Genomic DNA, 25,731 nt, shown 5'->3' on the forward strand with positions numbered 1-25,731 from the left:
CCGTCCCGTAACGGGACTGGCGCGGAGTCATCCGTTAACAGCCGGAACCTATGCTCTTGTCAGACAAGCATTTCCGCGGCCGGCCCCTGGCCAAGGAACATCGCCGGGCTGGCGCTCGCTCCATAGGCACCGGCGCAGAAAATGGCGACGATATCGCCGACATCAGCCCACGGGAAACCACCCTTGTCGGCCAGCCGATCGAGCGGAGTGCACAGGCATCCGACAATGCTCGCCTCCTCCTCTACCGGCGCGTCGAAGCGCGTGGCGATGGCACTGGGATAATTGCGCCTGACCACTGTGCCGAAGTTGCCCGAGGCGGCTAGCTGGTGATGCAGGCCGCCATCGGTGACGAGGTAGATCTCGCCATGGCTCTCCTTGCGATCCACCACGGTCGCAAGATAAACGCCTGCTTCGCCAACGAGATAGCGGCCAAGCTCGATGCAGAACGCCGTGTCGCGCAAAACTTCGGGCAGATCGGCAAAGCGCTCGGCCAAGGCCTCGCCGACCGCGCCGATGTCGACTGGTTCATCCCCCGGGAAATAGGGAATGCCGAACCCGCCGCCGAGATTGCACTTCGGCAGAGGAACCCCGGTTTCCTCGGCAAGGCGCGCCGCCAGTGCCAGGGTCTGGCCCTGAGTCTCGATGATCGCGTCGGCTGAAAGCGCCTGGCTTCCGGCAAAGATATGGAAACCCTGCCAGTCCGCTCCTGCAGCAAGCAACTTGCGCGCGAGCGCCGGTACGCGTTCCGCATCGATGCCGAAGGGCTTGGCCCCGCCGCCCATCTTCATGCCCGACCCTTTGAGGTCGAAATCCGGATTGACCCGAATGGCAAGCCGGGGACGAACGCCCACTCGTTCGGCAATGGCCAGAGCGCGGCTGGCTTCCCCCTCGGATTCGAGGTTCAGGGTTGCTCCCGCCGCAATCGCTGCTTCAAGCTCCGCGTCGCGCTTGCCGGGGCCCGCGAAGCTGACTCGGGCCGGGTCAACGCCCGCCGCGCGGACGATGGATAGTTCGCCGCCTGAGGCGATATCGAAACCATCCACCAGCCCGAGCATATGCTTGAGCAATGGCCCGTAAGGGTTTGCCTTGACTGCATAATGGATGGAAAGCCGTTCCGGCATCGCGGCGCGCAATGCCGCCACCCGCGCCGTCAGAAGATCGCGCGAATATACGAACAGGGGCGTTACGCCCGCTTCCGCAACAAGTTCGGTCGCCTTGCGCCCGGCGATTGCCAGGACACCGTCGATGGCGGTGTAACCCGATGGAATAGGGCCGAGCGGCTTCATGCCTGCGTCTCCTCGGCCAGTTCTGCAGCCAGCGCAACCCGGTCAAGCTTGCCATTCGGACTCACGGGCATGATCTCCCGCCAATGGACGTGGCGCGGCACCATGAAATTCGGCAAGGCGCGGGTCAGGGCAGGAACCAGGCCGTCCTTGTCGGCACCGAGCATCGCTCGCGCCACGAGATGGATCGCTTGCCCCAGTTGCGGATCGGGCAATCCCAGCGCTACCGCCTCGGCAACGATGCCTGTCGCAACTGCCGCTTCTTCCACTTCCTGCGGGCTGACTCGATTGCCGCTGGTCTTGATCATGGCGTCACGCCTGCCGACGAAATGCAGCAACCCTTGCGCATCGCGCTTCACCCGGTCCCCCGACCAGACGGCCATGCCGCCAAGCTTCGAGAACGCCGGCGCAGGCCTGAACCGCTCCGCCGTGCGCACTGCGTCCTGCCAGTATCCTTGCGCAGCCAGCGGCCCTGCGTGGACCAGTTCACCTTCTTCCTCGGCTTGAGCTTCTTCGCCCATGTCATTGATGACAAGAACTTCTGCAAAGGGAATGGCACTACCGATCGAGGTGGGATGCTCGTCGACCAGCGCGGGATCGAGGTAGGTCGACCGGAAGGCCTCGGTCAGCCCGTACATGGCATAGAGGTCGGCCACCGGGAATTTTGTCCGCAGCGCGCGGACCAGCGATGGCGTCAAGGCGCCGCCGCTGTTTGTCAATCGCTTGAGCGATTGCGCGGCGTCCTGCGGCCATTCCAGTTCCACCAGTTGCAGCCAGAGCGGCGGCACTGCAGCGATTGTAGTGATGCCATGTCGGGCAACTGCCTTTACCACATCGCGCGGCGTGAGATAATCCAGCGGTACCACGCTGCCCCCGGCGTACCAGGTGGACAGCAGCTGATTCTGACCATAGTCGAATGCGAGCGGGAGTACGGCAAGCACGCGGTCCTGTGGCGCGATCCGCAGGTAATACGCAACGCTGACGGCCCCCAGCCAAAGATTGGCCTGGCTGAGCATCACTCCCTTCGGACGCCCGGTAGAGCCACTGGTATAGAGAATGGCGGCAAGGCTGTCCGGCTCTGCGTCAGACGGCGGAAGTGCGCCACCTTCGGCCTCCGCTTCGGCCCATACAGCAGCCTCCTCAATCGCCCGGCAAGGTGCGTCGCCCTCCTCCAGCGTATCGAGGCGGCCCTTGTTCGAAATCAGCAGCGCGGCCCCGCTGTCAGCCAGGATGTGCGCCGCCTGTGCGCGCTTGAGCAGCGGGTTGATCGGTACGTGGACCAGCCCGGCCCGTACCGCAGCCAGTGGCATCAGGCAGGCAAGCTCGGTCTTGGGCAGCCAGGTCGCCACCCGGCCACCGGGTTCGCCGACGCGCGATTTCAACCACTTCGCAAGGGTTCCTACACGTGCATTTAACGCTTCATGGCTAAGCGTGCGGTCCTTGAGCACCAGTGCAGGGGCATCACGCTCGCCGCGCAAGGCAAGGTGGTCGAGCGGATACACGGTGGGATCGGGCGTTTGTGGCACTCGGGTCTCGATAGGGAATGGCAAGAGCGTTGGACGTCTATCACGCCAGTCTTAAGGAAGCGCAAGGGGACCCGCGCGTTATCGCGGCTCAGGGCGCTTCGCCGTTCGAGCGGCTCGACTGGCTTGCCCTGCTCGCAGCGCATTGCCTCGACGAGGCGAAAGCGCGGGTCACCATTGCCGCGGACGAGCAGGGATGCACCGCCATGCCCTGGCTGGAAGACCATGGGCAGATTGCAACGCTTGCCAACTGGTACAGTTTTTTCGTGCGTTTTCTGGGTGATGGAAGACATCTTTCAGAGATCGTGCGAAGCCTTCCCCATAACCGGGCGATGTTTGCTCCTTTGCCGGAGGACGACGCCACAGCCCTTGCTTCCGCATTCCGCAAGGCTGGCTGGATCGCGCTCGCCGAGCCCTGCGACAGCAACCACGTGCTTGCCGTGAACGGACGGAGCTTTGCCCAATACTGGGTAGATCGCCCCGGGGCATTGCGCGAAACCTTCCGGCGCAAGAGCCGGAAAGGCGAAGTCACGCTGCGGCTCGCAACGCAGTTTTCCCAAGCCGATTGGGACGCTTACGAGACGGTCTACAAGCTGAGCTGGAAGCCCGGCGAAGGGTCGCCTGATTTTCTTCGGGCATGGGCCGAAATGGAGGGCAAGGCCGGCCGCTTGCGCCTTGGCATTGCCGAGGTGGATGGCCAACCAGTCGCCGCGCAGTTCTGGACTGTCGAGGGCGGCACCGCTTTCATTCACAAGCTTGCGCATGATGAACGCTTCCGCAAGCAATCGCCGGGAACGCTGCTCAGCGCGGCAATGTTCGAGCATGTGATCGACTGCGATAGAGCATCGCTTATCGATTTCGGCACTGGCGATGATCCCTACAAGCGCGACTGGATGGAAGATGTGCGGATCCGCTGGCGCGTGCGGGCATGGCGCAAGAACGCCATCCGTCACTGGCCTTCCCTGGTCCGCGCGATTGCCGCACGAACACTGCGCCCCCTTGTCTCCAGGAACCGCCATGGTTAAGGGCCCGATGAAACTGATAACGGCAGCTGGACACTGATGAGCGACACCGACAGCACCCTGCGCGCGATCCTAAAGGACGTTCTTGGTCTTTCGGCCGAGCGCGTGGCCGCTTTCGATGCTTCGACCGGCCTGTTCGGGGAACTGCCCGAGCTTGATTCGATGGCCGTGGCCGGCCTGCTCACCGAGATCGAGGACCGGCTCGACATCGTGATCGAGGACGACGAGGTCGATGGCGAACTGCTGGAGACCTTCGGCAACCTGCGATCGTTCCTGGAAGCCAAAGTCACGGCGTGATCGCGCGCTGGCCTTGCCCCGGCCCCGAAGGCCAGAGCGAGGAGTATGCGCTTGCCTTCGATCGCGGCCGTGAAAAACGCCTGCTGATCGTCCCGCCTTTGTTCGACGAAGCCAACCGCATGCGGCGGATGCTGGTCGATGCCATGCGCCTGCTGGATGACGCAGGAATCGACAGCTTCCTGCCCGACCTGCCAGGTTGCCACGAAAGCCTGCAGCAGTTCGAGGCGCAGAGCCTCCACGGTTGGCGCAGCGCGATGCAGCTGGCGTCACGCCACTTCCGGGCGACCGACGTGCTGGCGGTACGTGGTGGCGCTCTGGTGTTTCCCAACGCACTGCCGGGCTGGGCGCTCGAACCTGCAAAGGGTGCGGCGATCCTGCGCCAGATGATCCGCGCCCGCGTGATTGCCTCACGCGAAGCCGGTGTGCAGGAGGACAGTGCGGCGCTGCTCGAACTTGGCCGCAGCGAAGGGCTGGAACTTGCCGGATGGCGCTGCGGTGCGTCGCTGATTGCCGGGCTGGAGAATGCCTTGCCACAAATCGAGGGGCACCACCTCATTGCGCAGGGCCAGCTTGGCGGTGGCGGCTTGTGGCTGCGGGCAGAACCAGCGGCGGCGCCCGAACAGTCCGCCGCCCTCGTCCGCGTGATCCTGTCCGAGATCGACGCATGACCAGGCGCCACCTCACCTTCACGTGCGAGGGGGCGACGCTTATCGGCACGCTGGACCGCGAGGCCGCGAGTCACTCGACCGGTCTGCTGATCGTCTCCGGCGGCAATGAGCTGCGCTCGGGCGCCTGGAGCGGACAGGCGCAACTGGCCGCGCGCATCGCCAGAGAGGGCTACCCAGTGTTCCGCTACGACCGACGCGGCGTCGGCGACAGCGAGGGCGAGAATCAGTCGTTCCGCCACTCCGGGCCGGATATTGCAGCAGCCCTGGCCGCATTTCGCGCCGCAGCACCGCATGTTGCCCGCATCGTCGCGTTCGGCAATTGCGATGCGGCCGCAGCGCTGATGCTGAACGCGCCTGCGCTGCCGATCGCTGCTCTCGTGCTCGCCAACCCTTGGACGATAGATGGCGAGGAAGCCCCAAACGCCATGCCCGCCTCGGCAATCCGCAGCCGTTATCTCGCCAAGCTCGCCAACCCGCGCGAGGTCTGGCGGCTGCTGACCGGCGGGGTGAACCTCGCAAAGCTCGCCAGAGGGCTATGCAGCGCGGCATCGCCGACGCCTGCTCCAGCGGGCCTTGTCGAGGAGATGAGGACAGGCCTTGCGGCTTTCAGCGGCGCCGCAACGATCCTGCTCGCCAGCCGCGACCGGACGGCGCAAATGTTCAGCGAAGTCTGGGACAGCGCCGACTTGCGCATCCAGCGCATCGACAGCGCGTCCCACAGCTTTTCAGACGAAGCCGCGCGCGAATGGCTTCACGCGCGGCTGATCGAGGTGCTTGGGCCCTAAACTGCTGCGACTTCCGCCTGAGCGGCCTTGAAGTCCAGCTCGGCAAGGAAGCGTTCGGAATCGAGCGCGGCCATGCAGCCGGTCCCGGCCGCCGTCACGGCCTGGCGATAGGTGTGGTCCATGACGTCGCCGCAGGCGAAAACGCCGGGGATCGCGGTCTTCGGCGTGCCGGGTTCCACCACGATGTAGCCGCTCTCATCGAGTTCGAGCTTGCCCTTGAACAGTTCGGTCGCCGGGGCATGGCCGATTGCCACGAAAGCGCCGTCGGTCTCGACGACGCTTTCCGCGCCGGTCACGGTGTCGATCACCTTCACGCCGGTCAGGCCCTTGCCCGCCTCGCCGATGAAGCTGTCGACCTTCTGGTTCCACAGCACCTTGACGTTGGGGTGAGCGAACAGACGGTCCTGCAGGATCTTCTCGGCGCGCAGGGAATCGCGGCGGTGGATCAACGTCACGTCGGGCGAATGGTTGGTAAGGTACAGCGCTTCCTCGACGGCAGTGTTGCCACCGCCGATCACCACGACCTTCTTGCCGCGATAGAAGAACCCGTCGCAGGTAGCGCAAGCTGACACGCCCTTGCCCGAAAATTCCTGCTCGCCCGGAACGCCGAGCCACTTGGCCTGCGCGCCCGTGGCGATGACAAGCACGTCGCCCTCATAGATGTCGCCGCTGTCGCCGACGGCGCGGAACGGGCTGCCATCCAGGCTGACTTCAAGGATCGTGTCCCACATCATCCGCGTGCCAACATGTTCGGCCTGGGCCTGCATTTCCTGCATCAGCCACGGGCCCTGGATCACGTCGCGAAACCCCGGGTAGTTCTCGACATCGGTGGTGATGGTCAGCTGGCCGCCGGGCTGCAGCCCCTGCACCACGATCGGCTGCATACCCGCGCGCGCGCCATAGATCGCGGCGGAAAGCCCGGCCGGGCCGGAACCGATGATGAGCATGCGGGTCTTGTGCGTGGTCGCCATGGGAAAAGTCCTCCAGTCGCCAGCGAGATAAGCAGCGCAGGGCGCAAAAGCCAGTCCGCGCCCCCCGCTTTTTCCGCAGCTATACGACAGATTTTCTTTATTCGACGAGGTTGGCTTCGATCGCGGCGAGCACCTGCGGTGTCACGCCGAGCACCTCCCGCGCATAGGCCTCCACGCTGCCGTGGCGTTCCCGGATCGCTGCGAACGCGCGCTCGAGAAATTGCGCCTCGACGCCCATCAGCACGCGCACCGCGGCATCATCCATCGATATGCCGAAACCCTCGCGCACATGCCGCGCCCCGGCTTCGATGCGCGCCTCGGCATTGCCCGCAGTATTGGTGAGCAGATAGTCCGCCACGATATCATCGTGGTGCACGCCCAGCATATCGTGGACCAGCGCAGCGGCGAGGCCGGTCCGGTCCTTGCCGGCCAGACAGTGCAACAGGCTCGGCGTTTCGCGTTCGGCCAAGGCGTGCATGTACAGACGGTAGGTCCCGACCAGGACAGGCCGGAATGGCAGCGTTTCGTAAAGAGCAAGCATGGCCTGTCGCGCATCGTCGGCAGTGCGCACATCGCGCGCCATCTCTTCGTGCACCGCGCGCCCAGCCGCACTTGCAGTTTCGCCAGGATGGAAAAGCACGCTGCCCTCGAACTCGGGGTGCCTGAGGCAGCGATTGGCAGCGCGCTCGCTATCACCGCGCAGGTCGATGACGGTGGCGATCTGCAAGGCGTGGACTTTCTCGAGATCCTCAGCCGTTGCCTCGCTATGCTGACCCGAGCGCCACAGGACGCCCTTGCGCAACCGACCACCGCGCGCGGCATAGTTGCCATAGTCCCGGAAATTGTGGATTCCGGCCATCGCCAGCACCCTGGCCTGTTCCTGCTCGCTCATTTCACCGTCCTTGCCTGCGCTCAGCAATGGCAGCTTTGCCCAAGCGTGCAAGCGGGTCCGTCTGACGTTTCACGTCGTGGCAATGCCTCGTGACCCGTAGCGGGTTTGGCCCTTTATTGCCGCACGGCCAGCGGTTCGAGCGCGCGCGCCACAACTACTGCGGCCGGTGTCGGCTTGGGCACCAGGGTTCCGCCCAGCCGCCGGACGGCTTCATCCATGCGATCAAGGTCGCCGGTGTGAAGGACGTAAGGAACGCCCATTGCCGCAAGCGTCCGTGCCACCTGCTCGCAGGTTTGCCCTTGGCCCAGCGAAACGTCGAGAATGGCTGCGGAAATCGCGTTGTTCTGGACGATGGAGAGCGCCTCCATCAGATCGAGTGCCGTCAATGGCTTGCACCCGGCATCTTCGACCGCAAATTCCAGATCGAGCAGGATGAGCGGTTCATCATCAAGCACGAGAACGCGGCACGGCTCCGACGAAGCGTGATGCATCCCGCTCATTCGCCGGCATCCCGCAAGGGGATGCTGAGCCGGGCGTGAAGCCCTTCGCTGTTCAGTTCTCTCACAATTCCTCCCCTGGCCATGCCAAGCATGCGATCCACGATACCCTCCACCCCGACCGAACCTGCCGCCGCCTCTTGCAGCAAAGCGTCGGTTCCGCGCCCATGTTCCACCCAGTCGATGCGTATCGCCGGGCTCTCGGCGGAACCATTGCGCTGCCAGCCGACCGTCACCCGCCCGTCATCCCGACTGAGGGCGCCGTAACGGATGGCGTTCACCGCCAGTTCGTGAAGCGACAGTCCGAGCACCGAGACCGATGCAAAATCCGACCTGAGCCCGTTGCCCTCGAAAATGATGCGCGTCCCATCCGGATCGTAAGGCGCCAGGACGGCACGGATGGCCTGCCCAACCTCGACCGTGCCGCGATGAGAATCATCGAGGGTCGTTTCGTAAGCCCGGCCAAGCGCCTGGATTCTGTCATTGATTTCCCGCGCTTCGGCCTCGATGCCGCGAACCCTGCCGGTGAAGTTCACGATGCCGCCGATCACCGCAAACATGTTCTTCATGCGATGCGACAGTTCGCGTGCCAGCTCGCGCGCGTGCAACTCGTCGGCCCGCGCCGCGCGCACGTCGGAAACATCCCACTGGCTGCCGAAGAAATAGACCAGTTTTCCTTCGGCGTCGTAGACCGGCCCCAGATGCAGGGCATTCCAGAACGAGCTGCCGTCCTTCCGGTAGTTCAGCAGTTCGACAACCGTCACGTCCTCGCGATCCAACGCGTTGCGGATCCGCACCAGAGAGGCTCGATCGCTTTCCGGGCCCTGCAGGAAGCGGCAATTGCGTCCGACGATTTCGTCTTCCTCATATCCGGTGAGGTGACGGAACGCCCGATTGGCAAAGACGATGGGCATGTCATCCTGATGCGGATCGCACAGGCAGATCGCCATGCGCGTCTGCGCCATCGCCTGCTCGAACAGAACGCCAGATGCTCCGTCGAACGTATCTTCGGGGTGTTGCGCGCGAAAACGCGCCACGGCTGGATCAAACACGGTGTGGGCCTGATCGATCGGGCCGGACTCAGGGATGTTATCTGAAGTGTTACGGTTCATATCAGTGGCTACCTGCCACCGAAAATGCAGTTCCTACTGCTTGGTTCCGGAAAAAAGCATTAAATTCATGGGCATCATTTTCGTTCCAGCGGAATGACGGCGAGTGTCAACCGGGATATACAGGCGAGCTTGTCCAGTTCATCGACGATCCGGATGGACCAGACGTGGGTGCTACGCCCCAGGGCCTCGGGTCGTGCAGTCGCGTAAACCCATCCGTCGCGCACCGGTCGCAGGTGGTTGGCGTTGATTTCCATCCCCACGCAAGCGAACCGGTCAGGGTCCACCACCATGGCTCCTGCCATGGAACCGATCGTTTCTGCCAGCGCAACCGATGCGCCACCGTGCAACCGGCCAAAAGGCTGATGCGTGCGATGGTCGACCGGCATGCGCGCGGAAATCCAGTCATCGCCACAGTCATGGAACTCGATGCCAAGGTGCGCCGGCATCGAGGAACTGCCCAATTTCGTCAGTCGCTCGAGCGAGGGCTTCTCACCATTCCACCAGATCAAGCAGCAAATCCTTCAGCAAGAAAACGCCCGGCGCATCCGGCCAGCACGGCAGTGCCGAGCGGCAACACGCTTTCGTCCACCATCATTCTGGTGGAGTGGATCGAACAGCAAGAGCGCCAGTCTGCGCCTTCATGGGCCACGCCAAGGAAGAACATTGCTCCGGGCACCTTTTCAAGCACATAGGAAAAGTCTTCCGCCCCCATGATCGGAGCGTCCAGCCGGTGAAAGCCATGCTCGCCGGTTAGATCGCGAACCACCCTCTCGCCCAAATCAACCGCGCGCCCATCGCATACGGTGACAGGGAACCCCGGCGTGATCGCGACCTCGGCCGTCATTCCGTGGGCCGCGGCGATGTTCGTCGCCACCAGCTTCAATGCTTCATGGATGCGCGCGCGATTGGTGGCAGAAAGCGTGCGCAATGTGCCGCGCATGGCGACCCGGTCGGCGATCACGTTGTGGGCCGTACCCGCCTCGATCTTCGCGACTGTGGCGACGACGGGATCGCTCACCGGGAACTTCCTCGTGACGACCGTCTGGAGCGCGGTGACGATCTCACAAGCCACTGGCACCGGATCGAGCGCATCGTGCGGCATCGAGGCATGGCCGCCCCGGCCGTGCACGACGATGTCGAACTGGTCTGCCGAAGCAAGCAATGGTCCTGCCCGACCGGCCACAAGGCCATGCGGACTGTTGGGCATGATGTGCAGGGCAAAGGCAGCATCGGGCAGCGGATCTATCAGCCCGTCTTCGAGCATGAAGCGAGCGCCATGGAATCCCTCTTCGCCCGGCTGGAACATGAACTGCACCTCGCCTGCAAGGTCATCAGCCCGGGCGCAAAGCAGTTCGGCGGCACCTGCCAGCATGGCGGTGTGCGTGTCATGGCCGCAGGCGTGCATTGCGCCCGGGATGGTGGAGGAGAAGTCGAGCCCGGTCTCTTCGGTCATGGGCAGCGCGTCCATGTCGCCGCGCAGGAGGACACGCCGTCCAGGTCCGGCCCTGCCTTTCAGCGTGGCCACCAGCCCGGTCGTCGATGGCCCCTCACGCCATGTCAGTGGAAGATGAGCGAGCGCGGCGCGGACCTTGTCCCGGGTCTTGGGTGTGTGCAGGCCGAGTTCGGGTTCGGCATGGATCGCACGGCGCAGCGCGACGATCGAATCGGAAAGGCCTCGCGCCTGTTCGAGCAAGTCGGGATGAAGCATCGGAGGCCTCTTGTGGAAGGGATCGACACTAGGCTGGCACGTTGCAGCGCTGCTGTCGAGACTTGGCCTTGGGACTTGCACCAGCGGGCAGAGCGCGTTAATCGTTCGATTAAATAGTCCACTGACGGAGAGAGTCCCGATGCCCGAAGCCTATATCATCGATGCCGTCCGCACTCCGCGCGGGGTCGGCAAGCCCGGCAAGGGCGCGCTTTCGCACCTGCACCCGCAGCACCTCGCCGCGACTGTCCTCAAGGCCCTGAAGGAGCGCAACAATCTCGATACCGCGACGGTGGACGACATCATCTGGTCAACCTCCTCGCAGGTCGGCAAGCAAGGCGGCGACCTCGGCCGCATGGCGGCGCTGGCAGCGGGGTACGACATCAAGGCGTCGGGCACGACGCTTGACCGCTTCTGCGGCGGCGGCATCACCTCGGTGAACCTGGCCTGCGCCTCCGTGATGTCGGGGATGGAAGACTGCGTCATCGCCGGCGGTACCGAAATGATGAGCTTCACCGCCGCGCACGGAGCGGAACAGGCCAATGCTGGCATCAAGCCGCTGGGCATGGGCTCAGGCAACATGGCGCTCGACGCCTTGCATCCGCAATCGCACCAGGGCGTGTGTGGCGATGCCATCGCCAGCATCGAAGGCATCAGCCGCGAAGCGCTCGACGCGCTTGCCCTCGTCAGCCAGCAGCGCGCCGACCGCGCGATCAAGGAAGGCCGCTTCAACAAGTCGGTCGTGCCGGTCCTGAACGAGGACGGTTCGGTCGCGCTCGACCGCGAGGAATTCCCGCGCCCCGAAACAACTGCCGAAGGCCTCGCCGCGCTGAAGCCGAGCTTTGCCGGCCTTGCCGACTTCGATCTTGGCGGCACGTCTTTCCGCAAGCAGATCAACCGCCGTTATCCTGACGTGGAAATCCAGCACTTCCATCACGCGGGCAACTCCTCGGGCGTGGTTGATGGCGCAGCGGCGCTGCTGATCGTTTCGCCCGCCTATGCCGAAAAGCACGGCCTCAAGCCGCGCGCCCGCATTGTGGCTTACGCCAACCAGGGCGATGATCCGACGTTGATGCTGAACGCGCCCGTGCCTGCCGCCAGGAAGGTGCTGGCCAAGGCCGGGCTTTCCAAGGACGATATCGACGTCTGGGAAATCAACGAAGCCTTTGCTGTCGTTGCCGAAAAATTCATCCGCGACCTCGAACTCGATCGCGAAAAGGTGAACATCAACGGCGGCGCCATGGCGCTTGGCCACCCGATCGGCGCAACCGGTTCGATCCTGATCGGCACCGCTCTCGATGAACTCGAGCGTTCGGGCGGACGCTACGGCCTTGTAACGATGTGTGCTGCTGGCGGCATGGCACCGGCGATCATTATCGAACGCATTTAACCAAAGTAAATACTCGAGACAATTAGTGGCCCGGCGATCGAATGCCGGGCCATTGTTTTTCAAGAAGTTGCAAATGTTACGTTGCAATACGTCGCCAGCGCTGGCATTTGTCGAGCTAATATGCCCGCATTTCCGCGAACTCTTGTCAGACCCCTGCGCGGTAAGCTGTCCGGCTACGCCGTAGCGATTGGCCTTGCGATAATCGCCACGATACTCAGGCAGGCAGCCGACAATCTTCTACCTCCCGGCTTCCCATTCCTGACGTTCTTTCCCGCCGTGATCGTCACCGCATTTGTTGCCGGACGCGGCCCCGGCGCGCTCTGTGGCGTGCTTAGTCTGTTGTCTTCATGGTATTTTTTCATTCCGCCAGCGAATACTTTCGTGCTCTCTGCTCCAGTGGCGACCGCGCTGCTATTCTTCGCAGCAGTGGTGATTGTGGATGTCCTTCTGATCGACGGGCTGCAACAGCGCCAGGAGCAGCTGGTCGAAAGCCAGCGCCAGCTGAGCGCGATGGCAGACCAGCAAACCCTGCTTTTTCAGGAACTTCAGCACCGCGTGGCGAACAACCTCGCCTCGGTCTCCTCGATGCTGCGCATCCAGCGCCGACAGATCGAGCGGACGCCGGAAATCGCTCTCACGGTCCTTGAAAGCGCCGACCAGCGCATCGAACTGATGGGCCGCGTGCATCGCCAACTCTACAACCCGGCGGCCCGTGAGATTCCCCTGCCCGAACAGATCGAAAATGTCGTGGCTCAGGCGCAGGACGTGGCCGGGGCCGAGGACGTCAAGGTAATCATCAGCGCGGTCGATGCACCCCTTGCCGTAGACCGTATGATGACGCTGATGCTGCTCATCACGGAAGTGCTCAACAACTCGATAAAGCACGCTTTTCCGGAAGGTTCGTCCGGTGAGGTTCGTCTCACGCTGGAACCCGCCAGTCACGGACGGCTGCGCCTGACGATTGCAGACAACGGGCGCGGCCTTTCTCCGGGACACGCCGACGTCCCGCGCCATCGCGGCCTCGGCACTGCCATCACCAAGGGCTTTGCCACCCAGCTCGGCGGCACGATCACTGTCGACGGCAGCAACGGGGTGAGGACGATTGTCGAGTTTCCGGAGGGCTGAGGGCAGTTTCCAACTCTCTCCCAACTCTACCGCAACTCACCCCTAACTCCCCCCTGACTCGTGTAGGCAAACGCCCCACTGGGCGGGGCTTTGCCCATGCACGATCACGGTGCCGCAGCGATCGGTCCCGCTTCGTTGGCGACGACCTTCAGGACCTCGGCCCAGGCAGCGACATTTTGCGCCAATTCGGCGGGATCGACCTTGTCCAGGGTGTCGTCAGGCGTGTGATGAAGATCGAAGTAATGGGTGCCGTCCTGGTTCAGGTCGACCACGCTGAGCTTCTGCTTTTCGATCACCGGCTCGACGTCGGTCCCGCCATCGGCCTTGCCGCTCCCACGGACGATACCCATCGGTGACAGGGCAGCGGCGATGCGGTCGGACAGGGCCTTGTCGGCCATGTTGAACTGGACGCGCCAGACGCGGGCGGCGCCGAAGTCGCTCTCCATCGCGAGGGCGTGGGGTTCGCTGTGCTTTTCCGCGTAGGCCTTGCCGCCGAAGCCGCCGAGTTCCTCCGAGCCTGCCCAGAGAACGCGGATGGTGCGCAAGGGCGCGCCGCCCTCCTGCGCCTTCAAGGCGGCAGCGGTGATGATGGCGCACCCCGCTGCGTCGTCAATCGCGCCGGTGCCGAGATCCCAGCTGTCGAGGTGGCAGCCGAGCAGGATCGGCGGGAGCGAGGGATCGCGGCCCGGCAGATCGCCGATGACGTTGCCCGAGGGAAGATTGTCGGTGGTCTTGCCGGTGAGCGTGAGACTGAGGCGGATTGCCTTGCCGCTGCGCGCTATGCGGGCGATCAGATCGGCATCCGGATTGGAGACCGCGCCTGCCGGGATCGGCTTGACGCCATCGGGGAACGTGGTGCCGCCGGTATGGGGGTTGCGGTGACTGTCGGTGCCGATGGAGCGGATCACCACGCCGATCGCGCCCTTGCCCGAGGCGATAGCTGGCCCCGCACGGCGGACCTGCCCGTAGGGACCATAACCGCTGCCGTCCTGGTTGCGCTTCATCGCGTGGTCGATGAAGGCGATCTTGCCGCTGAGCGAGCCGGCCGGCGCGGCCTTCAGCGCATCGAGCGTGGGGAAATAGACGACATCGCCTTCGATGCCCTTTTCCGGCGTGGTGCCGCTGTAGCCCAGTGCAGTGATCGCAAGCTTGAACGGGATCGGAGCAAGCAAGTTGGCTTCGTCCCGGCCGCGCACGTAGCCGCGGATCCTGAACGGCTCGACCGCGACCTTGCTGAAGCCCAGCGCCTTCAATCGCGCTTCGGCCCAGACGCGGGCGCGCGCTTCGGCTTCGGACCCGGGCATGCGCGGCCCGACTTCGCTGGTAAGCCCGGCGAGCAGGTCCCAGGCGACATCGCCCTTCGGATCCTGCGCATAAGCGGTTGAGACGGAAAGGGTGGCGATGAGCGCAAGGGCGCGAGCATGGTTTCTCATGCAACCGTGCTATCGCCCGCCCCACCGCCTGCCAAGCCCTGCCCGCCGCCCTTGTCGCACAAGCCCCGCTTGCCCGACCCTTCGCGCTCGGATAGAGGGCGCGCAACAGTTTTTGCCTTCTACCCAAGGACCCGAGATGGCTGCCCAATACGCCTACGTCATGAAAGACATGACGAAGACCTTCCCCGGCGCGCAGAAGCCGGTGCTGAGCAATATCAACCTGCAGTTCTATCAGGGTGCCAAGATCGGCATCGTCGGCCCGAACGGTGCCGGTAAATCCACCCTGATCAAGATCATGGCCGGGATCGACAAGGACTTCACCGGCGAAGCCTGGCCGGGTGAAAACATCACCGTCGGCTACCTTGAGCAGGAACCGCAGCTCGACGAGAGCAAGACCGTGCTCGAGAACGTCAAGGACGGTGCGCGCGAGATCGCCGACATGGTCGAGCGCTTCAACCAGATCGGCATGGAAATGGCCGAGGAAGATGCCGACTTCGATGCGCTCGGTGCCGAGATGGCCGAGTTGCAGGACAAGATCGACGCGGTGGATGGCTGGACGCTCGACAACCAACTCGAAATCGCGATGGAAGCGCTGCGATGCCCGCCCGGCGACTGGTCGGTGGCGAGCCTTTCGGGCGGTGAAAAGCGCCGCATCGCGCTGACCCGCCTGCTCATCCAGAAGCCTTCGATCCTGCTGCTGGACGAACCGACCAACCACCTTGACGCTGAATCCGTCGAATGGCTGGAAAACCACCTCAAGGACTATGCCGGCGCGGTGCTGATGATCACCCACGACCGCTATTTCCTCGACAACGTGGTGGGCTGGATCCTCGAACTCGACCGCGGAAAGTACTTCCCCTACGAGGGCAACTATTCGACCTACCTCGAAACCAAGGCCAAGCGCATGGCCCAGGAAGAGCGTGAGGAAAGCGGCAAGCAGAAGGCGCTGCAGCGCGAACTCGAGTGGATCCGCCAGACCCCGGCCGCGCGGCAGACCAAGTCCAAGGCGCGTATCCGCAAGTTCGAGGAACTGCAGAACGCCCAGGACAACCGTCCGGTCGGCAAGGCCCAGATCGTCATCCAGGTGCCGGAGCGCCTTGGCGGCAAGGTGATCGAGGTGAAGAACATCTCGAAGGCCTATGGCGACAAGCTGCTGTTCGAAGACCTGTCGTTCATGCTGCCGCCCGGTGGCATCGTCGGCGTGATCGGGCCGAACGGTGCGGGCAAGTCCACGCTGTTCAAGATCCTGACCGGCAAGGAAACGCCCGACAGCGGCACGGTGGAAATCGGTTCGACCGTCCACCTCGGCTATGTCGACCAGAGCCGCGACGACCTGAACCCCGCCAACAACGTGTGGCAGGAAATCTCGGACGGCCTCGATTACATGAAGGTCAACGGTCAGGACATGTCAACCCGCGCCTATGTCGGCGCGTTCAACTTCAAGGGTCCCGACCAGCAGAAGAACGTCGGCAAGCTTTCGGGCGGTGAGCGCAACCGCGTGCACATGGCCAAGATGCTGAAGGCCGGCGGCAACGTGCTGCTGCTGGACGAACCGACCAACGACCTTGACGTGGAAACGCTGGCCGCACTGGAAGACGCGATCGAGAACTTCGCCGGTTGCGCCGTGGTCATTTCGCACGACCGCTTCTTCCTTGACCGTCTGGCAACGCACATCCTGGCGTTCGAGGGCAACAGCCACGTCGAATGGTTCGAAGGCAACTTCGCGGCCTATGAGGAAGACAAGCGCCGCCGCCTGGGTGACGCGGCAGATCGTCCGACCGCGTTGGCGTACAAGAAACTGACGCGCTGATCTTCTTTGTCAGTAATGGGCGCGCCCCGCTGGCCATCTTGGCGGGCGGGGCGTCATCCTATTTCGTCACCCTGAACTTGTTTCAGGGTCCATCTCGCCACACGCACGGACGGTGTTTGGCGAGGGATGGATGCTGAAACAAGTTCAGCATGACGGTGAGAATACACCGACCTGCCGCACAAAATGACGACCAAGGGGATCAGCCCTTGCGGCGGAAGCGGAAGGTGAGGGTTTCGGTCTTGCCGCCTTCCTTGACCGTGACCGAGGCGGTCATGGTGTTCTTGCCGGTGCGTTCGTAGACTAGGCCGGAAAAATCGAGGCGGTCGCCCTTGCGCTCGATTAGCGGGAAAGAGACGACCTTGCCCTTCTCCTCCCAGCCGGTGAGATCGGCGTTGAAGTGCTTGAGACGGTAGGCGAGCGAGCCGCCTTCTTCGACGATGGTGATGAGTTCATAGAACATCACCGTGCCGTCCTTGTTCAACTGGCGGAAGTGGCCGACCATCTGCCCGCCAGCTGCCGGGGCATAGGCTTCGAGCGCGGGTGCGCCTTCGATGCCCTCACCTTCCCAAGAACCCTGCAGCCACGCGACGTCCGCCAATGTTGCGGGCGGCGCGGCGCGGCGGTGATCGGGGTGAGCAGCAAGGCGGCGAAGGCGGACAAGAGCAGCTTCATGGTTTCCTCCCTCAATCGAGCGCCAGTGGCAGATAGACGTGCGCGCGCTGGTGTGGCGGGGCGACCTCGTCGGCATCGTCGAGGTAGTTGATCAGGACAGGTCCCTCACCCAGTTCCAAATCGCGTGCGAGCAGCTCTGCGTAAAGCGTGTCGATCAGGCCATGCAGGTCGTCATAGTCGCCGGTAGCGAAGAACGAGAGGTGCGGGCCGCCCCGAATCTGGCGCTCTTCAAGGTCGCCGCCGGGTGTGCCGAGACCGCCGGTATCGAGGGCGCAGGTAAAGCGGCAGGCTTCGGGTGCGGCGTAGCGGGGATCGTCGTGCGGCATGCCCCAGATCGCCTGCAGGCTTTCCGGCCCCAACTGGGCAAGCGCGAGTTCGAACAGCCGTCCAAAGCCGCGGTTCAGTTCGGAATAGGCGCCGACATTACGGACGGCGAGCAGGCGCAGTGGGGCGAGTTCGACGATCTCGATGCGCAGCGCGCTCTGCGGGTCCGATCGGGGCTCGCCCAAGGCTTTGGCGGTGTTGCTGAGGCTTTGCGGGTCACTGCCGAGGGCAGACGGAGTCTGGCCCGTCGTGGCACGCAGGGCGCGGGCATAGGCTTGCGACGTGGCATAGCCGCTCTGCCCGGTGGCGGCGCTGATGCCTTGCGCTGACAGAGCTGGCAGGCTTCCGGCGAGGCGTGCGCGGGTAATGGCGGCACCGGGAGCTTCGCCGGTCATCAGGCGAAATATCCGGTGAAAGTGATATTCCGACATCGCCGCTTCTGCTGCAAGGTCCGCGAGGCTTGGCACTTCGCCTGTGGCGAGACTGCGTTCGAGCAGGGCAATGGCGCGTTCGATGCGAGTGGCGTAGCGGCTGCGTTGGTCAGGCTTCATGCGTGTCCTTCCGGGTCTCATGCACTGCCCTCATGTCTCGCTGCCGGGGTCTTGTCGTTCCCGATCTTGCGCTTTCTAGGGAGCGAGCCAGGTCTTGTGCCACGGCGAGGCTTCGTCTTCGCGGGTGAAGCGGGCGCGGGTGCCGCCTTCGTGAGTGAGGTGCAACCAATCAAGGCTGCGGACTTCGACCAGCAGGACGGCGAAATTGCCGCGACCGGGCAAGGTTTCCTCGACGGTCGGCGCGCGGTGCAGAAGGTGTTCGGGAATGGTCGACCCGGCGGCTTCCAGCACAGCGCCCGGGCCGTCACCGGCGAGGTAACAGCGACGGCTGGAGGCGGTGGCGCACTCCCACGCGGCATCGGCGACAGGACCGCGATGTTCGATCCGCCCTTCACCACGCATGCGGATCTGGATGCGGGTTTCGGGATCGTAGGCAAGGACGCTGACCGGGGCGCAATTGCCGATCAGCGCGCACTTGGGACTGCGCAGGTCGGTGTGGAAACGCAGGGTCAGGTCCGGTGTCGCCTCGCGCAGGACCATCATCCTGAGATCGCCATCAGCAGTGCCGACGACCGGCGTGTGCATCGCACTGCGGCGCTGCCTTGCAGCCTTGGCAAGGCGATCGGTGGCATCGGCAAGAACGCTATCGAGCGTCAACTCCATTCATCTTTCCCCATACGAACCTGAACAAAAGGCTACCAACCCGGTTCAGACATCGGACAGCGCGAATCGTTTATTACCATCGTATTAAAGCTGCGAAGGGTGTCGCGGCTCTTCATATCGGGAAAGGGTCGGTCACGATGTCCGGCAAGTCAATCTTCAGAAGCAGTGCACTTTACGCACTGGCTGTGGCCATGACCGCAACAGCAATTCCATCCACGGCATTCGCCCAGCAGCAACAGCGCGAAGAGCGTGGTGGCGGTTGGCAGCGCGGCGGTGAAAATCGAGGCGGTGAGAACCGCGGTGGTGGCAACTGGCGCGGTGGTGGTGATTTTCGCAACCAGCAGGCGCAACGCCCGCAGGCACCACAAGTGCAGCGTCCCGCCGCACCGCAGGTTCAGCGTCCGGCTTGGGGCGGGTCCAACCCCCAGGCGCAGGCAAGGCCAGAGCAATCACGGCCTGACCAGTCGCGACCCGCATGGCGGGGGCGGACCGAGGGTTCGCAGCGGGATTGGGGACGTTCGCAGGGCCGCGACTGGCAATCGGGCACCGTGAACCGTCCGGCACCGGCGCAGAACGCGGGCAGGCCTGCCGTGCCGCAGCGCGGTTGGGACGGCAGACAGTGGAACGGGACCAACCCTGGCAACCAGAACGCCGGGCGGGATTGGAACCGCGACGGTCGTGACTGGAACCGTGACCGTGACCGGGACGGGCGCAACTGGAGCCGTGATCGCGACGGGCGTGACTGGAACCGCGACAACTGGCGGCGCGACGATCGCCGGGGCGACAACTGGCGCAACAGTTATCGCGGAGACTATCGCCGCTGGAGCAATGACTGGCGGCGGGACAACCGCTACAACTGGAACCACTACCGCAGCGTGAACCGCGGGATCTACCGGATGCCACGGTACTACTCACCCTATCGTGGGTACAACTACAGCCGCCTGTCGATCGGCATTTTCCTGAACTCTGGCTTCTATGGCCAGAACTACTGGATCAATGATCCCTGGGCTTACCGCCTGCCCCCCGCATACGGTCCGTATCGCTGGGTGCGTTACTGGGACGACGTGCTGCTGGTCGATGTCTATTCCGGCGAAGTGGTGGACGTGATCCACGACTTCTTCTGGTAAGACGAGCAACCCATCCGGCCCCTGCACCCGACGGTGCGGGGGCCTTTTTCGTGCTCGGTCAGGCCCTGCTGTACTCCGCCAGCGCGCGCAGCACGTTTGTCATCATTTCACGTCCTTGCCCCGTCAGCCGCACATAGCGGCGGCGGGCATCAGTACTATCCGGTTCGCGAAAGATCAGCCCTTCCTCTTCAAGGCGAGCAATCCAGCGCAGGATAGTCGTCGACGGAATTCCCGCATCGAGACAGACGCTCGACACCTGGATATCGGTGCGGCGGCAGTCGGCGATGAACAGATCAAGAAGGATGTCCCAGCCGGGCTCTGCGAAAAGGCCTGGTCGCCCGCTTGCCTCGTCACGTTTGCGACGCAGGTTGTAGAGCGCCTTTGCAAGACGAAGGATTTCGGCGTTGGGATCTACGTAAGCGTCCAAGCAATGCTCCATGCGAGCGACAAGAAATCACGAGGAGCGTGCTGGCACCCGGCGCCGACAAGTGGCATTGCGGCTTTGCAGATACCGACCCTTGAAGGTCTGGCAGCGTTCATGATCTATTGGTGACCCGAGATGACCTCATAAGGAAGTTTGGTTAACGCAAAGGACTGCAGAAAGCTTCGCCAAATCCATAGTATTAGTCCGGTTCGGATCAATTGAACTGGATTGCGGTGACGAGCCGATTCCAACATGAGATCGTGCAATATGGGATTGTTTTCAAAGAAGAGTCAGTCATATGCAGAGACCTCGGCGCTGCGTTTGATCGGAGAGACAGTCCGCAAGCGTCTCGCAAACGACTCTGGCGTCTATCGTATCCCGGTGGATGGGCTCGAGATCTTTGGCGTGGCGGATTTCTTTTCGGCCGCAGAGTGCGAAAGGCTGATCGCCATCGTCGACAAGGTGGCGCGCCCCTCCCCCACCTACAAAGGTACGGACGCGACTGGCCGAACCAGCTATACCGGGGACGTGGATCCGTTTGACCCTTTCATCCTCATGCTGCAGCGCCGGATTGACGACCTGATCGGAATCGATCCCGCGTTCGGCGAGACGATCCAGGGGCAACGCTACGAACCGGGACAGGAGTTTCGTGGCCACTATGACCACTTTCTGCCTTCGCAGCACTTCTGGGATACGGAACAGAAACGCGGCGGCCAGCGTAGTTGGACGGCCATGGCGTATCTCAACGCCGTGGAGGAAGGCGGGACAACCGACTTCACCCGTGTCAACCTCTCCATCCCGCCGCAACCGGGTGCGCTCTTGCTCTGGAACAACATGAAGCCCGACGGCACACCAAATCCTGATGCCCTGCACGCCGGAACGCCGGTTGTGCGCGGCAAGAAGTATGTCCTGACCAAGTGGTACAGGTCGCGCCCGTGGCACTGAAATGGGGGGCCTGGCACGGCCTGATTGCACTCGCTTTGCTGCAGCCGGGCGCAAGCCATGCTGCAACTGCTGCCACAGGTTCTTCCGTTGTCGCCGCGCAGATCGACAATGGCCCGCAGGCATCATCCGGTCTTCCGGAAAATGCCCAGCTTGAGCGGATCTTTGCCGATGAAATGCGGCAAGGCTTCGCGCTCGATCCTGTTGGCGCCCTGCAGCAAGGCCAGCGCGTTTCGGTCGAGGCATTCCTGCAGTTGTTCTCGCCAGAACTTGCCAGGGAGCGGCGCGAGGCAAATGCGCAACTGCTGGCGCGGCTGCGGCAAATAAGCCCCAGCAAACTGGACGAGCCACATCGCCTGTCGCGCGAAGTGCTGATCGATGCAAAAAGCGCAGACGCCGCACTGCTGCAACCCGACCTTCTGGCATTGACCGAGGTTCGCCCGTTCAACCACTTTGGCGGTTTCCACGTTTCCTACCCCGAACTGTCATCTCCGGGCAGCGGCATCGCCCTGGAGACGACGCGCGATTACGAGCTTCTGATCGCACGGCACCGCGTGCTCGGGCGCGTCTTTGATCAGGCTACTGCGCGCTTCCGCGAGGGAATGGCAAGCGGAGTGACCGAGCCGAGGCTGACGGTGGACAACATGATCGCCCAGATCGATGCCCTGCTGGCCCAGCCGGTCGAGCGATCGCCATTCACCAGCCCGGCGCGCAGCTTTCCCAGCACCTTTTCAAGCGCGGAGAAACTGCGGCTGCGCAGGGATCTGTATGCAGTCACACGGCGCGACATCTACCCGGCCTATCGGAAGCTGCGTCGGTTTCTGGCGGATGACTATCGCCCTGCAGCCCGCGAGCAGGTGGGCCTCTCTGCCTTGCCGGGAGGTGGCCCGCTCTACCGCGAACTGATTCGGGCCTATACCACGCTTGATCTCGACCCCGAGACCGTTCACGCAATGGGCCTGGGCGAAGTGTCGCGAATCCAGACCGAGATGGAGCAGGTCAAGACGGAGCTGGGCTATACTGGTCCCTTGCGCGGGTTCTTCGACGATCTGCGAACCAATCCACGCTACCACCCCAGAACCGAACAACAGCTCGCGGAGGGCTTTCGCGCGGTCGGTCGCAAGGTTGACGCTCTGGCTCCACGCTATTTCCTGCAGTTGCCGCGCACGCCCCTGCAGATCCAGCCCTACCCTGCCTACCGCGCGAAGTTCGAAGCAGGTGGCAGCTATGCGCAAGGGACGCCCGATGGCGTGCAGCCGGGCACGTTCTTCTTCAACACCTACGACCTCAAGAGCCGATACCTGACGGGCGTGACCACACTTTACCTGCATGAAGGCGCGCCGGGCCATCACTTCCAGATCAGCCTTGCCCAAGAGAACACGGCCCTGCCCGATTTCCAGCGCTTTGGCGGCAACAACGCCTACATCGAAGGCTGGGCGCTCTACGCCGAAACCCTGGGTTTCGAGATGGGTCTTTACAAGGACCCGATGCAGCATTGGGGCACCTTGGACGACGAGATGCTGCGGGCGATGCGGCTGGTGGTGGATACGGGCCTTCACGCAAAGGGGTGGACCCGCGAGCAGGCGGTAGATTACATGCTTGCCAATTCGGGCATGGGCCGCAGCGACGCCGAGGCGGAAGTCGACCGCTACATTGCCATTCCGGGACAAGCGCTATCGTACAAGATCGGGGCGCTTACGATCCAGCGGCTGCGCAAGGAAGCGGAAGGCGCGCTTGGCCGAAAGTTCGACATCCGCGCATTCCATGACCAGGTGCTTGGCAGTGGAGCGCTGCCGATGAAAGTGCTGGAAGGCAAGGTGCGCGGGTGGATCGCGCGCACCCGCGCTGCCCGTTGATCAATCTCCGAGCGCTTCGGCGATCAGCTTGCGAGTATTGCTGACGCCGTAGAGCGCAATGAAGCTGCCCATCCGCGGTCCGGCGCTGGAGCCCAGAAGCGTTTCATAGAGGCACTTGAACCAGTCGCGGAGCTGCTCGAACCCGTAATGCGGGTCCTTGCCGATCTCGTAGACGATGTTCTGCAGTTCCTCTGCGGTGGCATCATCGGACGTACCGGCGAGTTCCTCGTCGAGCGCTGCCAGAGCCTTTGCCTCGTTCTCTTCCGGCTTGCGGCGCTGCAGCGTGGGGGCGATGAAATCGCGGTTGTAGGCCAGAGCGCGGGTGACGAGGCCATCGAGTGCGGGGTGCGCTGCAGGATCGGCGTTCTCGACATAGTTGCCAAGATACGACCAGACCTGATCGCGCGTGGCCTGCGCGCCCAATACGCCGACGAGGTTGAGCAGCAGGCCGTACGTGACCGGGAGCTTTTCGCCCTCACCCTCGGCCGGACCGTTGGTGCGCAACAGGTGCCATACGGGGTTGCCGAGCTGCTGTTCGATCGGTTGGGTCGGGATCTTTTCGCGGAACTGCCAGTATTCGTCGACCGCGCGGGGGATGATCCCGACGTGGAGCGACTTGGCGCTCTTGGGCTCACGGAAGAGGTAAAAGCCCAGGGACTCCTCACTGCCGTATTCGAGCCACTGCTCGATGGTCAGGCCGTTGCCCTTGGACTTGGAGATCTTCTCGCCCTTCTCATCAAGGAAGAGTTCGTAGATCAGGCCTTCGGGGCGCTGGCCGCCGAGCACGCGGGCGATCTTGCCCGACTGCGTGACGCTGTCGGTGAGGTCCTTGCCGCACATCTCGTAATCGACGCCAAGCGCGACCCAGCGCATCGCCCAGTCGACCTTCCACTGCAGCTTGGACCAGCCGCCTAGGATGGTGTGCTCGATGGTTTCGCCATTGCTGTCGGTGAAGCGGACAATGCCGGCTTCGGCATCGACCACCTCGACCGGCACCTGCAGCACTTCGCCGGTGGTCGGCGAGACCGGCAGGACCGGCGAATAGGTCTTCCGGCGTTCCTCGCGCAAGGTGGGGAGCATGATGTCCATGATCGCCTGCCAGTTGCGTAGCACGCCCTTCAATGCGTCGTCGAAGGCGCCGGAATTGTAGCGGTCCGAAGCCGAGACGAACTCGTAATCGAAGCCGAAGCGATCGAGGAAATCGCGCAGCATGGCGTTGTTGTGGTGGGCGAAGCTTTCGAACTTCTCGAAAGGGTCGGGAATGCGGCTGAGCGGATGGCCGAGATGGGCATCGAGCAGCGCCTTGTTCGGCACGTTGTCAGGCACCTTGCGCAAGCCGTCCATGTCATCGGAAAAGGCGACGAGGCGCGTGGGATGGCCTCCGGTCAGCACTTCATAGGCGCGGCGGACCAGCGTGGTGCGCAGGACTTCCTGGAAGGTGCCGATGTGCGGCAGGCCCGAAGGACCATAACCGGTTTCGAACAGAACCGGGATCAGTTCGCCTGACGCATCGCGTTTGCCGCCGTGGAACCGCTTTATGAGCTTGCGGGCTTCCTCGAAGGGCCAAGCCTTGGAGGTCTGGGCGGCGGTGCTGATTGCGTCTGTCATGGTGCCTGCCCTTTTGCGCGTGGGCGCGACGGGTGCAAGAGAAAACCGGGGATGACCAGACGACGAAAGGGCGGGCGCCACGCTCACGCGACGTCCGCCCTTCCGTGGAGGCTTCTGAGGGAGGCTTACTTCAGAAGCGAGAGCACGTTCTGCTGGGCCTGGTTGGCCTGGGCGATCATGGCGGTCGACGCCTGGCTGAGGATCTGTGCCTTGGCCATGGCGGTGGTTTCCGCCGAATAGTCGGTATCGAGAATGCGCGAGCGGGCATCCGACAGGTTGGTGATGTTGTCGTTGAGGTTGTTGATCACCGATTCAAGACGGTTCTGCCCTGCACCAAGCAGCGAACGCGCGCCAGAGATCGAGTCCAGTTCGGAGTCCAGCGTACCGAGCAGGGTGTTGGCTGCGGTTGCCGTCGATACATCGTATGAGCCGGCAGCACCGCCCGAGGCCTGCAGCGTGGTGAGATCGGCGATCTCGAGGATGACCTGGTCCGAAGCGTCCGAGCCTGCCTGGATCGTGATTGACGTGACGGTGCCGTCGAACAGCTGCACGCCATTGAAATTGGTGTTGGTGATGATCTGATCGACCTGCGCGGTAAGCTGGTCGACTTCGCTCTGCATGTAAACGCGGTCGGTGGCGTCCTGATAGGTGCCCGAGGCCGATTGGACGGCCAGTTCGCGAATGCGCTGCAGCATTGCGGTCACTTCGTTCAGCGCGCCGTCGGCGGTCTGAGCAAGGCTGATGCCGTCGTTCGAGTTGCGGACGCCCTGGCCCATGCCCTTGATCTGCGAGGTCATGGTCGTGCTGATGGCGAGGCCTGCGGCGTCGTCCTTCGCGCCGTTGATGCGCTTGCCGGTCGACAGACGCTCCATCGCTGTACCCAGCATCTTGTTGGCCGAGTTCGAAGCATTCGTAGCGCGTATGGCGCTGATATTCGTGTTGATGACTGCCATTTCCCATTCTCCACTATGGGCCGGAGCATCTGGTGGGACACGCCGGTATTGGTTGCTGTGGAGAAGGACGGCTGCGGGGCGCAGGTTTTAAGGGGGAC

At 63.4% G+C, this 25,731-nt stretch carries 25 protein-coding genes; 10 read left to right on the forward strand and 15 right to left on the reverse strand.

Going from position 1 to position 25,731, the window contains the following annotated elements; all coding sequences use genetic code 11:
• Positions 1-59: 59 nt before the first annotated feature.
• On the reverse strand, positions 60-1,286 hold the full coding sequence (locus NJ75_RS03235) for a pyridoxal-dependent decarboxylase, exosortase A system-associated (protein ID WP_039331411.1): 1,227 nt from the start codon (positions 1,284-1,286) through the stop codon (positions 60-62).
• Positions 1,283-2,809 carry an acyl-CoA ligase (AMP-forming), exosortase A system-associated gene (locus tag NJ75_RS03240; RefSeq protein WP_039331414.1) on the reverse strand — a complete coding sequence of 509 codons (1,527 nt, stop codon included), beginning with the start codon at positions 2,807-2,809 and terminating at the stop codon, positions 1,283-1,285. The genes NJ75_RS03235 and NJ75_RS03240 overlap by 4 nt, the downstream gene beginning before the upstream one ends.
• A 17-nt stretch (positions 2,810-2,826) precedes the next feature.
• Between NJ75_RS03240 and NJ75_RS03245 the strand changes: the two genes are divergently transcribed.
• From NJ75_RS03245 to NJ75_RS03260, 4 genes are read left to right on the forward strand one after another with little or no spacing between them, the layout of a single operon-like run.
• On the forward strand, positions 2,827-3,831 hold the full coding sequence (locus tag NJ75_RS03245; RefSeq protein ID WP_039331416.1) for a GNAT family N-acetyltransferase: 1,005 nt from the start codon (positions 2,827-2,829) through the stop codon (positions 3,829-3,831).
• Between the two features lie 36 nt (positions 3,832-3,867).
• Positions 3,868-4,125: an acyl carrier protein gene (locus NJ75_RS03250; protein ID WP_039331417.1), complete on the forward strand. Its 258-nt coding sequence runs from the start codon at positions 3,868-3,870 to the stop codon at positions 4,123-4,125.
• The gene (locus tag NJ75_RS03255; RefSeq protein ID WP_039331419.1) at positions 4,122-4,793 is read left to right on the forward strand and encodes an alpha/beta hydrolase family protein; all 672 of its coding nucleotides are present in this window, start codon (positions 4,122-4,124) and stop codon (positions 4,791-4,793) included. The genes NJ75_RS03250 and NJ75_RS03255 overlap by 4 nt, the downstream gene beginning before the upstream one ends.
• Positions 4,790-5,578, forward strand: coding sequence for a hydrolase 1, exosortase A system-associated (locus tag NJ75_RS03260; protein WP_039331421.1), 789 nt, complete (start codon positions 4,790-4,792; stop codon positions 5,576-5,578). The genes NJ75_RS03255 and NJ75_RS03260 overlap by 4 nt, the downstream gene beginning before the upstream one ends.
• On the opposite strand, the gene trxB is transcribed toward NJ75_RS03260, so the two are convergent.
• The 6 genes from trxB to NJ75_RS03290 form a co-directional block, all read right to left on the reverse strand.
• Complete coding sequence (gene trxB, locus NJ75_RS03265) at positions 5,575-6,549, reverse strand: thioredoxin-disulfide reductase (protein WP_039331423.1); 975 nt, start codon at positions 6,547-6,549, stop codon at positions 5,575-5,577. The genes NJ75_RS03260 and trxB overlap by 4 nt on opposite strands.
• A 97-nt stretch (positions 6,550-6,646) precedes the next feature.
• Positions 6,647-7,441: a tyrosine-protein phosphatase gene (locus NJ75_RS03270; protein ID WP_039331506.1), complete on the reverse strand. Its 795-nt coding sequence runs from the start codon at positions 7,439-7,441 to the stop codon at positions 6,647-6,649.
• Positions 7,442-7,554: 113 nt separating this feature from the next.
• A complete protein-coding gene (locus tag NJ75_RS03275) occupies positions 7,555-7,941 on the reverse strand; it encodes a response regulator (RefSeq protein WP_118074107.1) in 387 nt (128 codons plus the stop codon).
• Positions 7,938-9,050, reverse strand: a complete 1,113-nt coding sequence (locus NJ75_RS03280) for a PAS domain-containing protein (RefSeq protein WP_039331424.1) — start codon at positions 9,048-9,050, stop codon at positions 7,938-7,940. Before NJ75_RS03280 ends, NJ75_RS03275 begins: the two co-directional genes overlap by 4 nt.
• Before the next feature lie 74 nt (positions 9,051-9,124).
• Positions 9,125-9,496 carry a hotdog fold thioesterase gene (locus NJ75_RS03285; protein ID WP_052241897.1) on the reverse strand — a complete coding sequence of 124 codons (372 nt, stop codon included), beginning with the start codon at positions 9,494-9,496 and terminating at the stop codon, positions 9,125-9,127.
• A 59-nt stretch (positions 9,497-9,555) separates the two neighbouring features.
• Positions 9,556-10,758: a M20 metallopeptidase family protein gene (locus NJ75_RS03290; protein ID WP_039331426.1), complete on the reverse strand. Its 1,203-nt coding sequence runs from the start codon at positions 10,756-10,758 to the stop codon at positions 9,556-9,558.
• A 139-nt stretch (positions 10,759-10,897) separates the two neighbouring features.
• Here NJ75_RS03290 and NJ75_RS03295 point away from each other — a divergent pair, with 139 nt between their 5' ends.
• On the forward strand, positions 10,898-12,145 hold the full coding sequence (locus tag NJ75_RS03295; protein ID WP_039331427.1) for an acetyl-CoA C-acetyltransferase: 1,248 nt from the start codon (positions 10,898-10,900) through the stop codon (positions 12,143-12,145).
• A 120-nt stretch (positions 12,146-12,265) separates the two neighbouring features.
• Complete coding sequence (locus tag NJ75_RS03300) at positions 12,266-13,270, forward strand: sensor histidine kinase (protein WP_082013238.1); 1,005 nt, start codon at positions 12,266-12,268, stop codon at positions 13,268-13,270.
• A 104-nt stretch (positions 13,271-13,374) separates the two neighbouring features.
• Here NJ75_RS03300 and NJ75_RS03305 read toward each other — a convergent pair whose 3' ends face one another.
• A complete protein-coding gene (locus NJ75_RS03305; protein ID WP_039331429.1) occupies positions 13,375-14,703 on the reverse strand; it encodes a M28 family peptidase in 1,329 nt (442 codons plus the stop codon).
• Positions 14,704-14,839: 136 nt separating this feature from the next.
• Here NJ75_RS03305 and ettA point away from each other — a divergent pair, with 136 nt between their 5' ends.
• Entirely contained in the window at positions 14,840-16,513 is a 1,674-nt protein-coding gene (ettA, locus tag NJ75_RS03310; protein ID WP_039331432.1) for an energy-dependent translational throttle protein EttA, read from the forward strand.
• A gap of 199 nt (positions 16,514-16,712) precedes the next feature.
• Here the strand turns inward: ettA and NJ75_RS03315 are convergent, their stop codons facing one another.
• The 3 genes from NJ75_RS03315 to NJ75_RS03325 all read right to left on the reverse strand — a co-directional run bounded on the left by NJ75_RS03315 (position 16,713) and on the right by NJ75_RS03325 (position 18,723).
• Positions 16,713-17,261, reverse strand: a complete 549-nt coding sequence (locus NJ75_RS03315) for a DUF6265 family protein (RefSeq protein WP_156135690.1) — start codon at positions 17,259-17,261, stop codon at positions 16,713-16,715.
• The gene (locus NJ75_RS03320; RefSeq protein ID WP_039331435.1) at positions 17,197-18,060 is read right to left on the reverse strand and encodes an AraC family transcriptional regulator; all 864 of its coding nucleotides are present in this window, start codon (positions 18,058-18,060) and stop codon (positions 17,197-17,199) included. The genes NJ75_RS03315 and NJ75_RS03320 overlap by 65 nt, the downstream gene beginning before the upstream one ends.
• 75 nt (positions 18,061-18,135) lie before the next feature.
• Positions 18,136-18,723, reverse strand: coding sequence for a hypothetical protein (locus tag NJ75_RS03325; RefSeq protein ID WP_039331438.1), 588 nt, complete (start codon positions 18,721-18,723; stop codon positions 18,136-18,138).
• Positions 18,724-18,914: 191 nt separating this feature from the next.
• Between NJ75_RS03325 and NJ75_RS03330 the strand changes: the two genes are divergently transcribed.
• Positions 18,915-19,850 (forward strand): RcnB family protein, encoded by a 936-nt coding sequence (locus NJ75_RS03330; RefSeq protein ID WP_039331511.1) that lies wholly within the window; start codon positions 18,915-18,917, stop codon positions 19,848-19,850.
• Positions 19,851-19,908: 58 nt separating this feature from the next.
• Here NJ75_RS03330 and NJ75_RS03335 read toward each other — a convergent pair whose 3' ends face one another.
• A complete protein-coding gene (locus tag NJ75_RS03335) occupies positions 19,909-20,277 on the reverse strand; it encodes a MarR family transcriptional regulator (protein WP_039331512.1) in 369 nt (122 codons plus the stop codon).
• A 318-nt stretch (positions 20,278-20,595) separates the two neighbouring features.
• Here NJ75_RS03335 and NJ75_RS03340 point away from each other — a divergent pair, with 318 nt between their 5' ends.
• Positions 20,596-21,219: a prolyl hydroxylase family protein gene (locus NJ75_RS03340; protein WP_231735613.1), complete on the forward strand. Its 624-nt coding sequence runs from the start codon at positions 20,596-20,598 to the stop codon at positions 21,217-21,219.
• Entirely contained in the window at positions 21,210-23,072 is a 1,863-nt protein-coding gene (locus NJ75_RS03345; protein ID WP_039331443.1) for a DUF885 domain-containing protein, read from the forward strand. The genes NJ75_RS03340 and NJ75_RS03345 overlap by 10 nt, the downstream gene beginning before the upstream one ends.
• On the opposite strand, the gene NJ75_RS03350 is transcribed toward NJ75_RS03345, so the two are convergent.
• Complete coding sequence (locus NJ75_RS03350) at positions 23,073-24,680, reverse strand: lysine--tRNA ligase (protein ID WP_039331444.1); 1,608 nt, start codon at positions 24,678-24,680, stop codon at positions 23,073-23,075.
• A gap of 125 nt (positions 24,681-24,805) precedes the next feature.
• A complete protein-coding gene (locus NJ75_RS03355; RefSeq protein WP_039331445.1) occupies positions 24,806-25,633 on the reverse strand; it encodes a flagellin N-terminal helical domain-containing protein in 828 nt (275 codons plus the stop codon).
• Positions 25,634-25,731 lie beyond the last annotated feature (98 nt).

The sequence above is a fragment of the Novosphingobium subterraneum genome (genome assembly GCF_000807925.1).
In the GTDB taxonomy this organism is placed as follows: domain Bacteria; phylum Pseudomonadota; class Alphaproteobacteria; order Sphingomonadales; family Sphingomonadaceae; genus Novosphingobium; species Novosphingobium subterraneum.

Bases quoted from the DNA above. Each gene is read 5' to 3' on its own strand.
- NJ75_RS03235 (WP_039331411.1), bottom strand. From the start codon at position 1,286: ATGAAGCCGCTCGGCCCTATTCCATCGGGTTACACCGCCATCGACGGT.
- NJ75_RS03245 (WP_039331416.1), top strand. From the start codon at position 2,827: ATGGCAAGAGCGTTGGACGTCTATCACGCCAGTCTTAAGGAAGCGCAA.
- NJ75_RS03250 (WP_039331417.1), top strand. From the start codon at position 3,868: ATGAGCGACACCGACAGCACCCTGCGCGCGATCCTAAAGGACGTTCTT.
- NJ75_RS03260 (WP_039331421.1), top strand. From the start codon at position 4,790: ATGACCAGGCGCCACCTCACCTTCACGTGCGAGGGGGCGACGCTTATC.
- trxB (WP_039331423.1), bottom strand. From the start codon at position 6,549: ATGGCGACCACGCACAAGACCCGCATGCTCATCATCGGTTCCGGCCCG.
- NJ75_RS03270 (WP_039331506.1), bottom strand. From the start codon at position 7,441: ATGAGCGAGCAGGAACAGGCCAGGGTGCTGGCGATGGCCGGAATCCAC.
- NJ75_RS03275 (WP_118074107.1), bottom strand. From the start codon at position 7,941: ATGAGCGGGATGCATCACGCTTCGTCGGAGCCGTGCCGCGTTCTCGTG.
- NJ75_RS03280 (WP_039331424.1), bottom strand. From the start codon at position 9,050: ATGAACCGTAACACTTCAGATAACATCCCTGAGTCCGGCCCGATCGAT.
- NJ75_RS03285 (WP_052241897.1), bottom strand. From the start codon at position 9,496: ATGCCGGCGCACCTTGGCATCGAGTTCCATGACTGTGGCGATGACTGG.
- NJ75_RS03290 (WP_039331426.1), bottom strand. From the start codon at position 10,758: ATGCTTCATCCCGACTTGCTCGAACAGGCGCGAGGCCTTTCCGATTCG.
- NJ75_RS03295 (WP_039331427.1), top strand. From the start codon at position 10,898: ATGCCCGAAGCCTATATCATCGATGCCGTCCGCACTCCGCGCGGGGTC.
- NJ75_RS03300 (WP_082013238.1), top strand. From the start codon at position 12,266: ATGCCCGCATTTCCGCGAACTCTTGTCAGACCCCTGCGCGGTAAGCTG.
- NJ75_RS03305 (WP_039331429.1), bottom strand. From the start codon at position 14,703: ATGAGAAACCATGCTCGCGCCCTTGCGCTCATCGCCACCCTTTCCGTC.
- ettA (WP_039331432.1), top strand. From the start codon at position 14,840: ATGGCTGCCCAATACGCCTACGTCATGAAAGACATGACGAAGACCTTC.
- NJ75_RS03315 (WP_156135690.1), bottom strand. From the start codon at position 17,261: ATGCCGACGAGGTCGCCCCGCCACACCAGCGCGCGCACGTCTATCTGC.
- NJ75_RS03320 (WP_039331435.1), bottom strand. From the start codon at position 18,060: ATGAAGCCTGACCAACGCAGCCGCTACGCCACTCGCATCGAACGCGCC.
- NJ75_RS03325 (WP_039331438.1), bottom strand. From the start codon at position 18,723: ATGGAGTTGACGCTCGATAGCGTTCTTGCCGATGCCACCGATCGCCTT.
- NJ75_RS03330 (WP_039331511.1), top strand. From the start codon at position 18,915: ATGACCGCAACAGCAATTCCATCCACGGCATTCGCCCAGCAGCAACAG.
- NJ75_RS03350 (WP_039331444.1), bottom strand. From the start codon at position 24,680: ATGACAGACGCAATCAGCACCGCCGCCCAGACCTCCAAGGCTTGGCCC.
- NJ75_RS03355 (WP_039331445.1), bottom strand. From the start codon at position 25,633: ATGGCAGTCATCAACACGAATATCAGCGCCATACGCGCTACGAATGCT.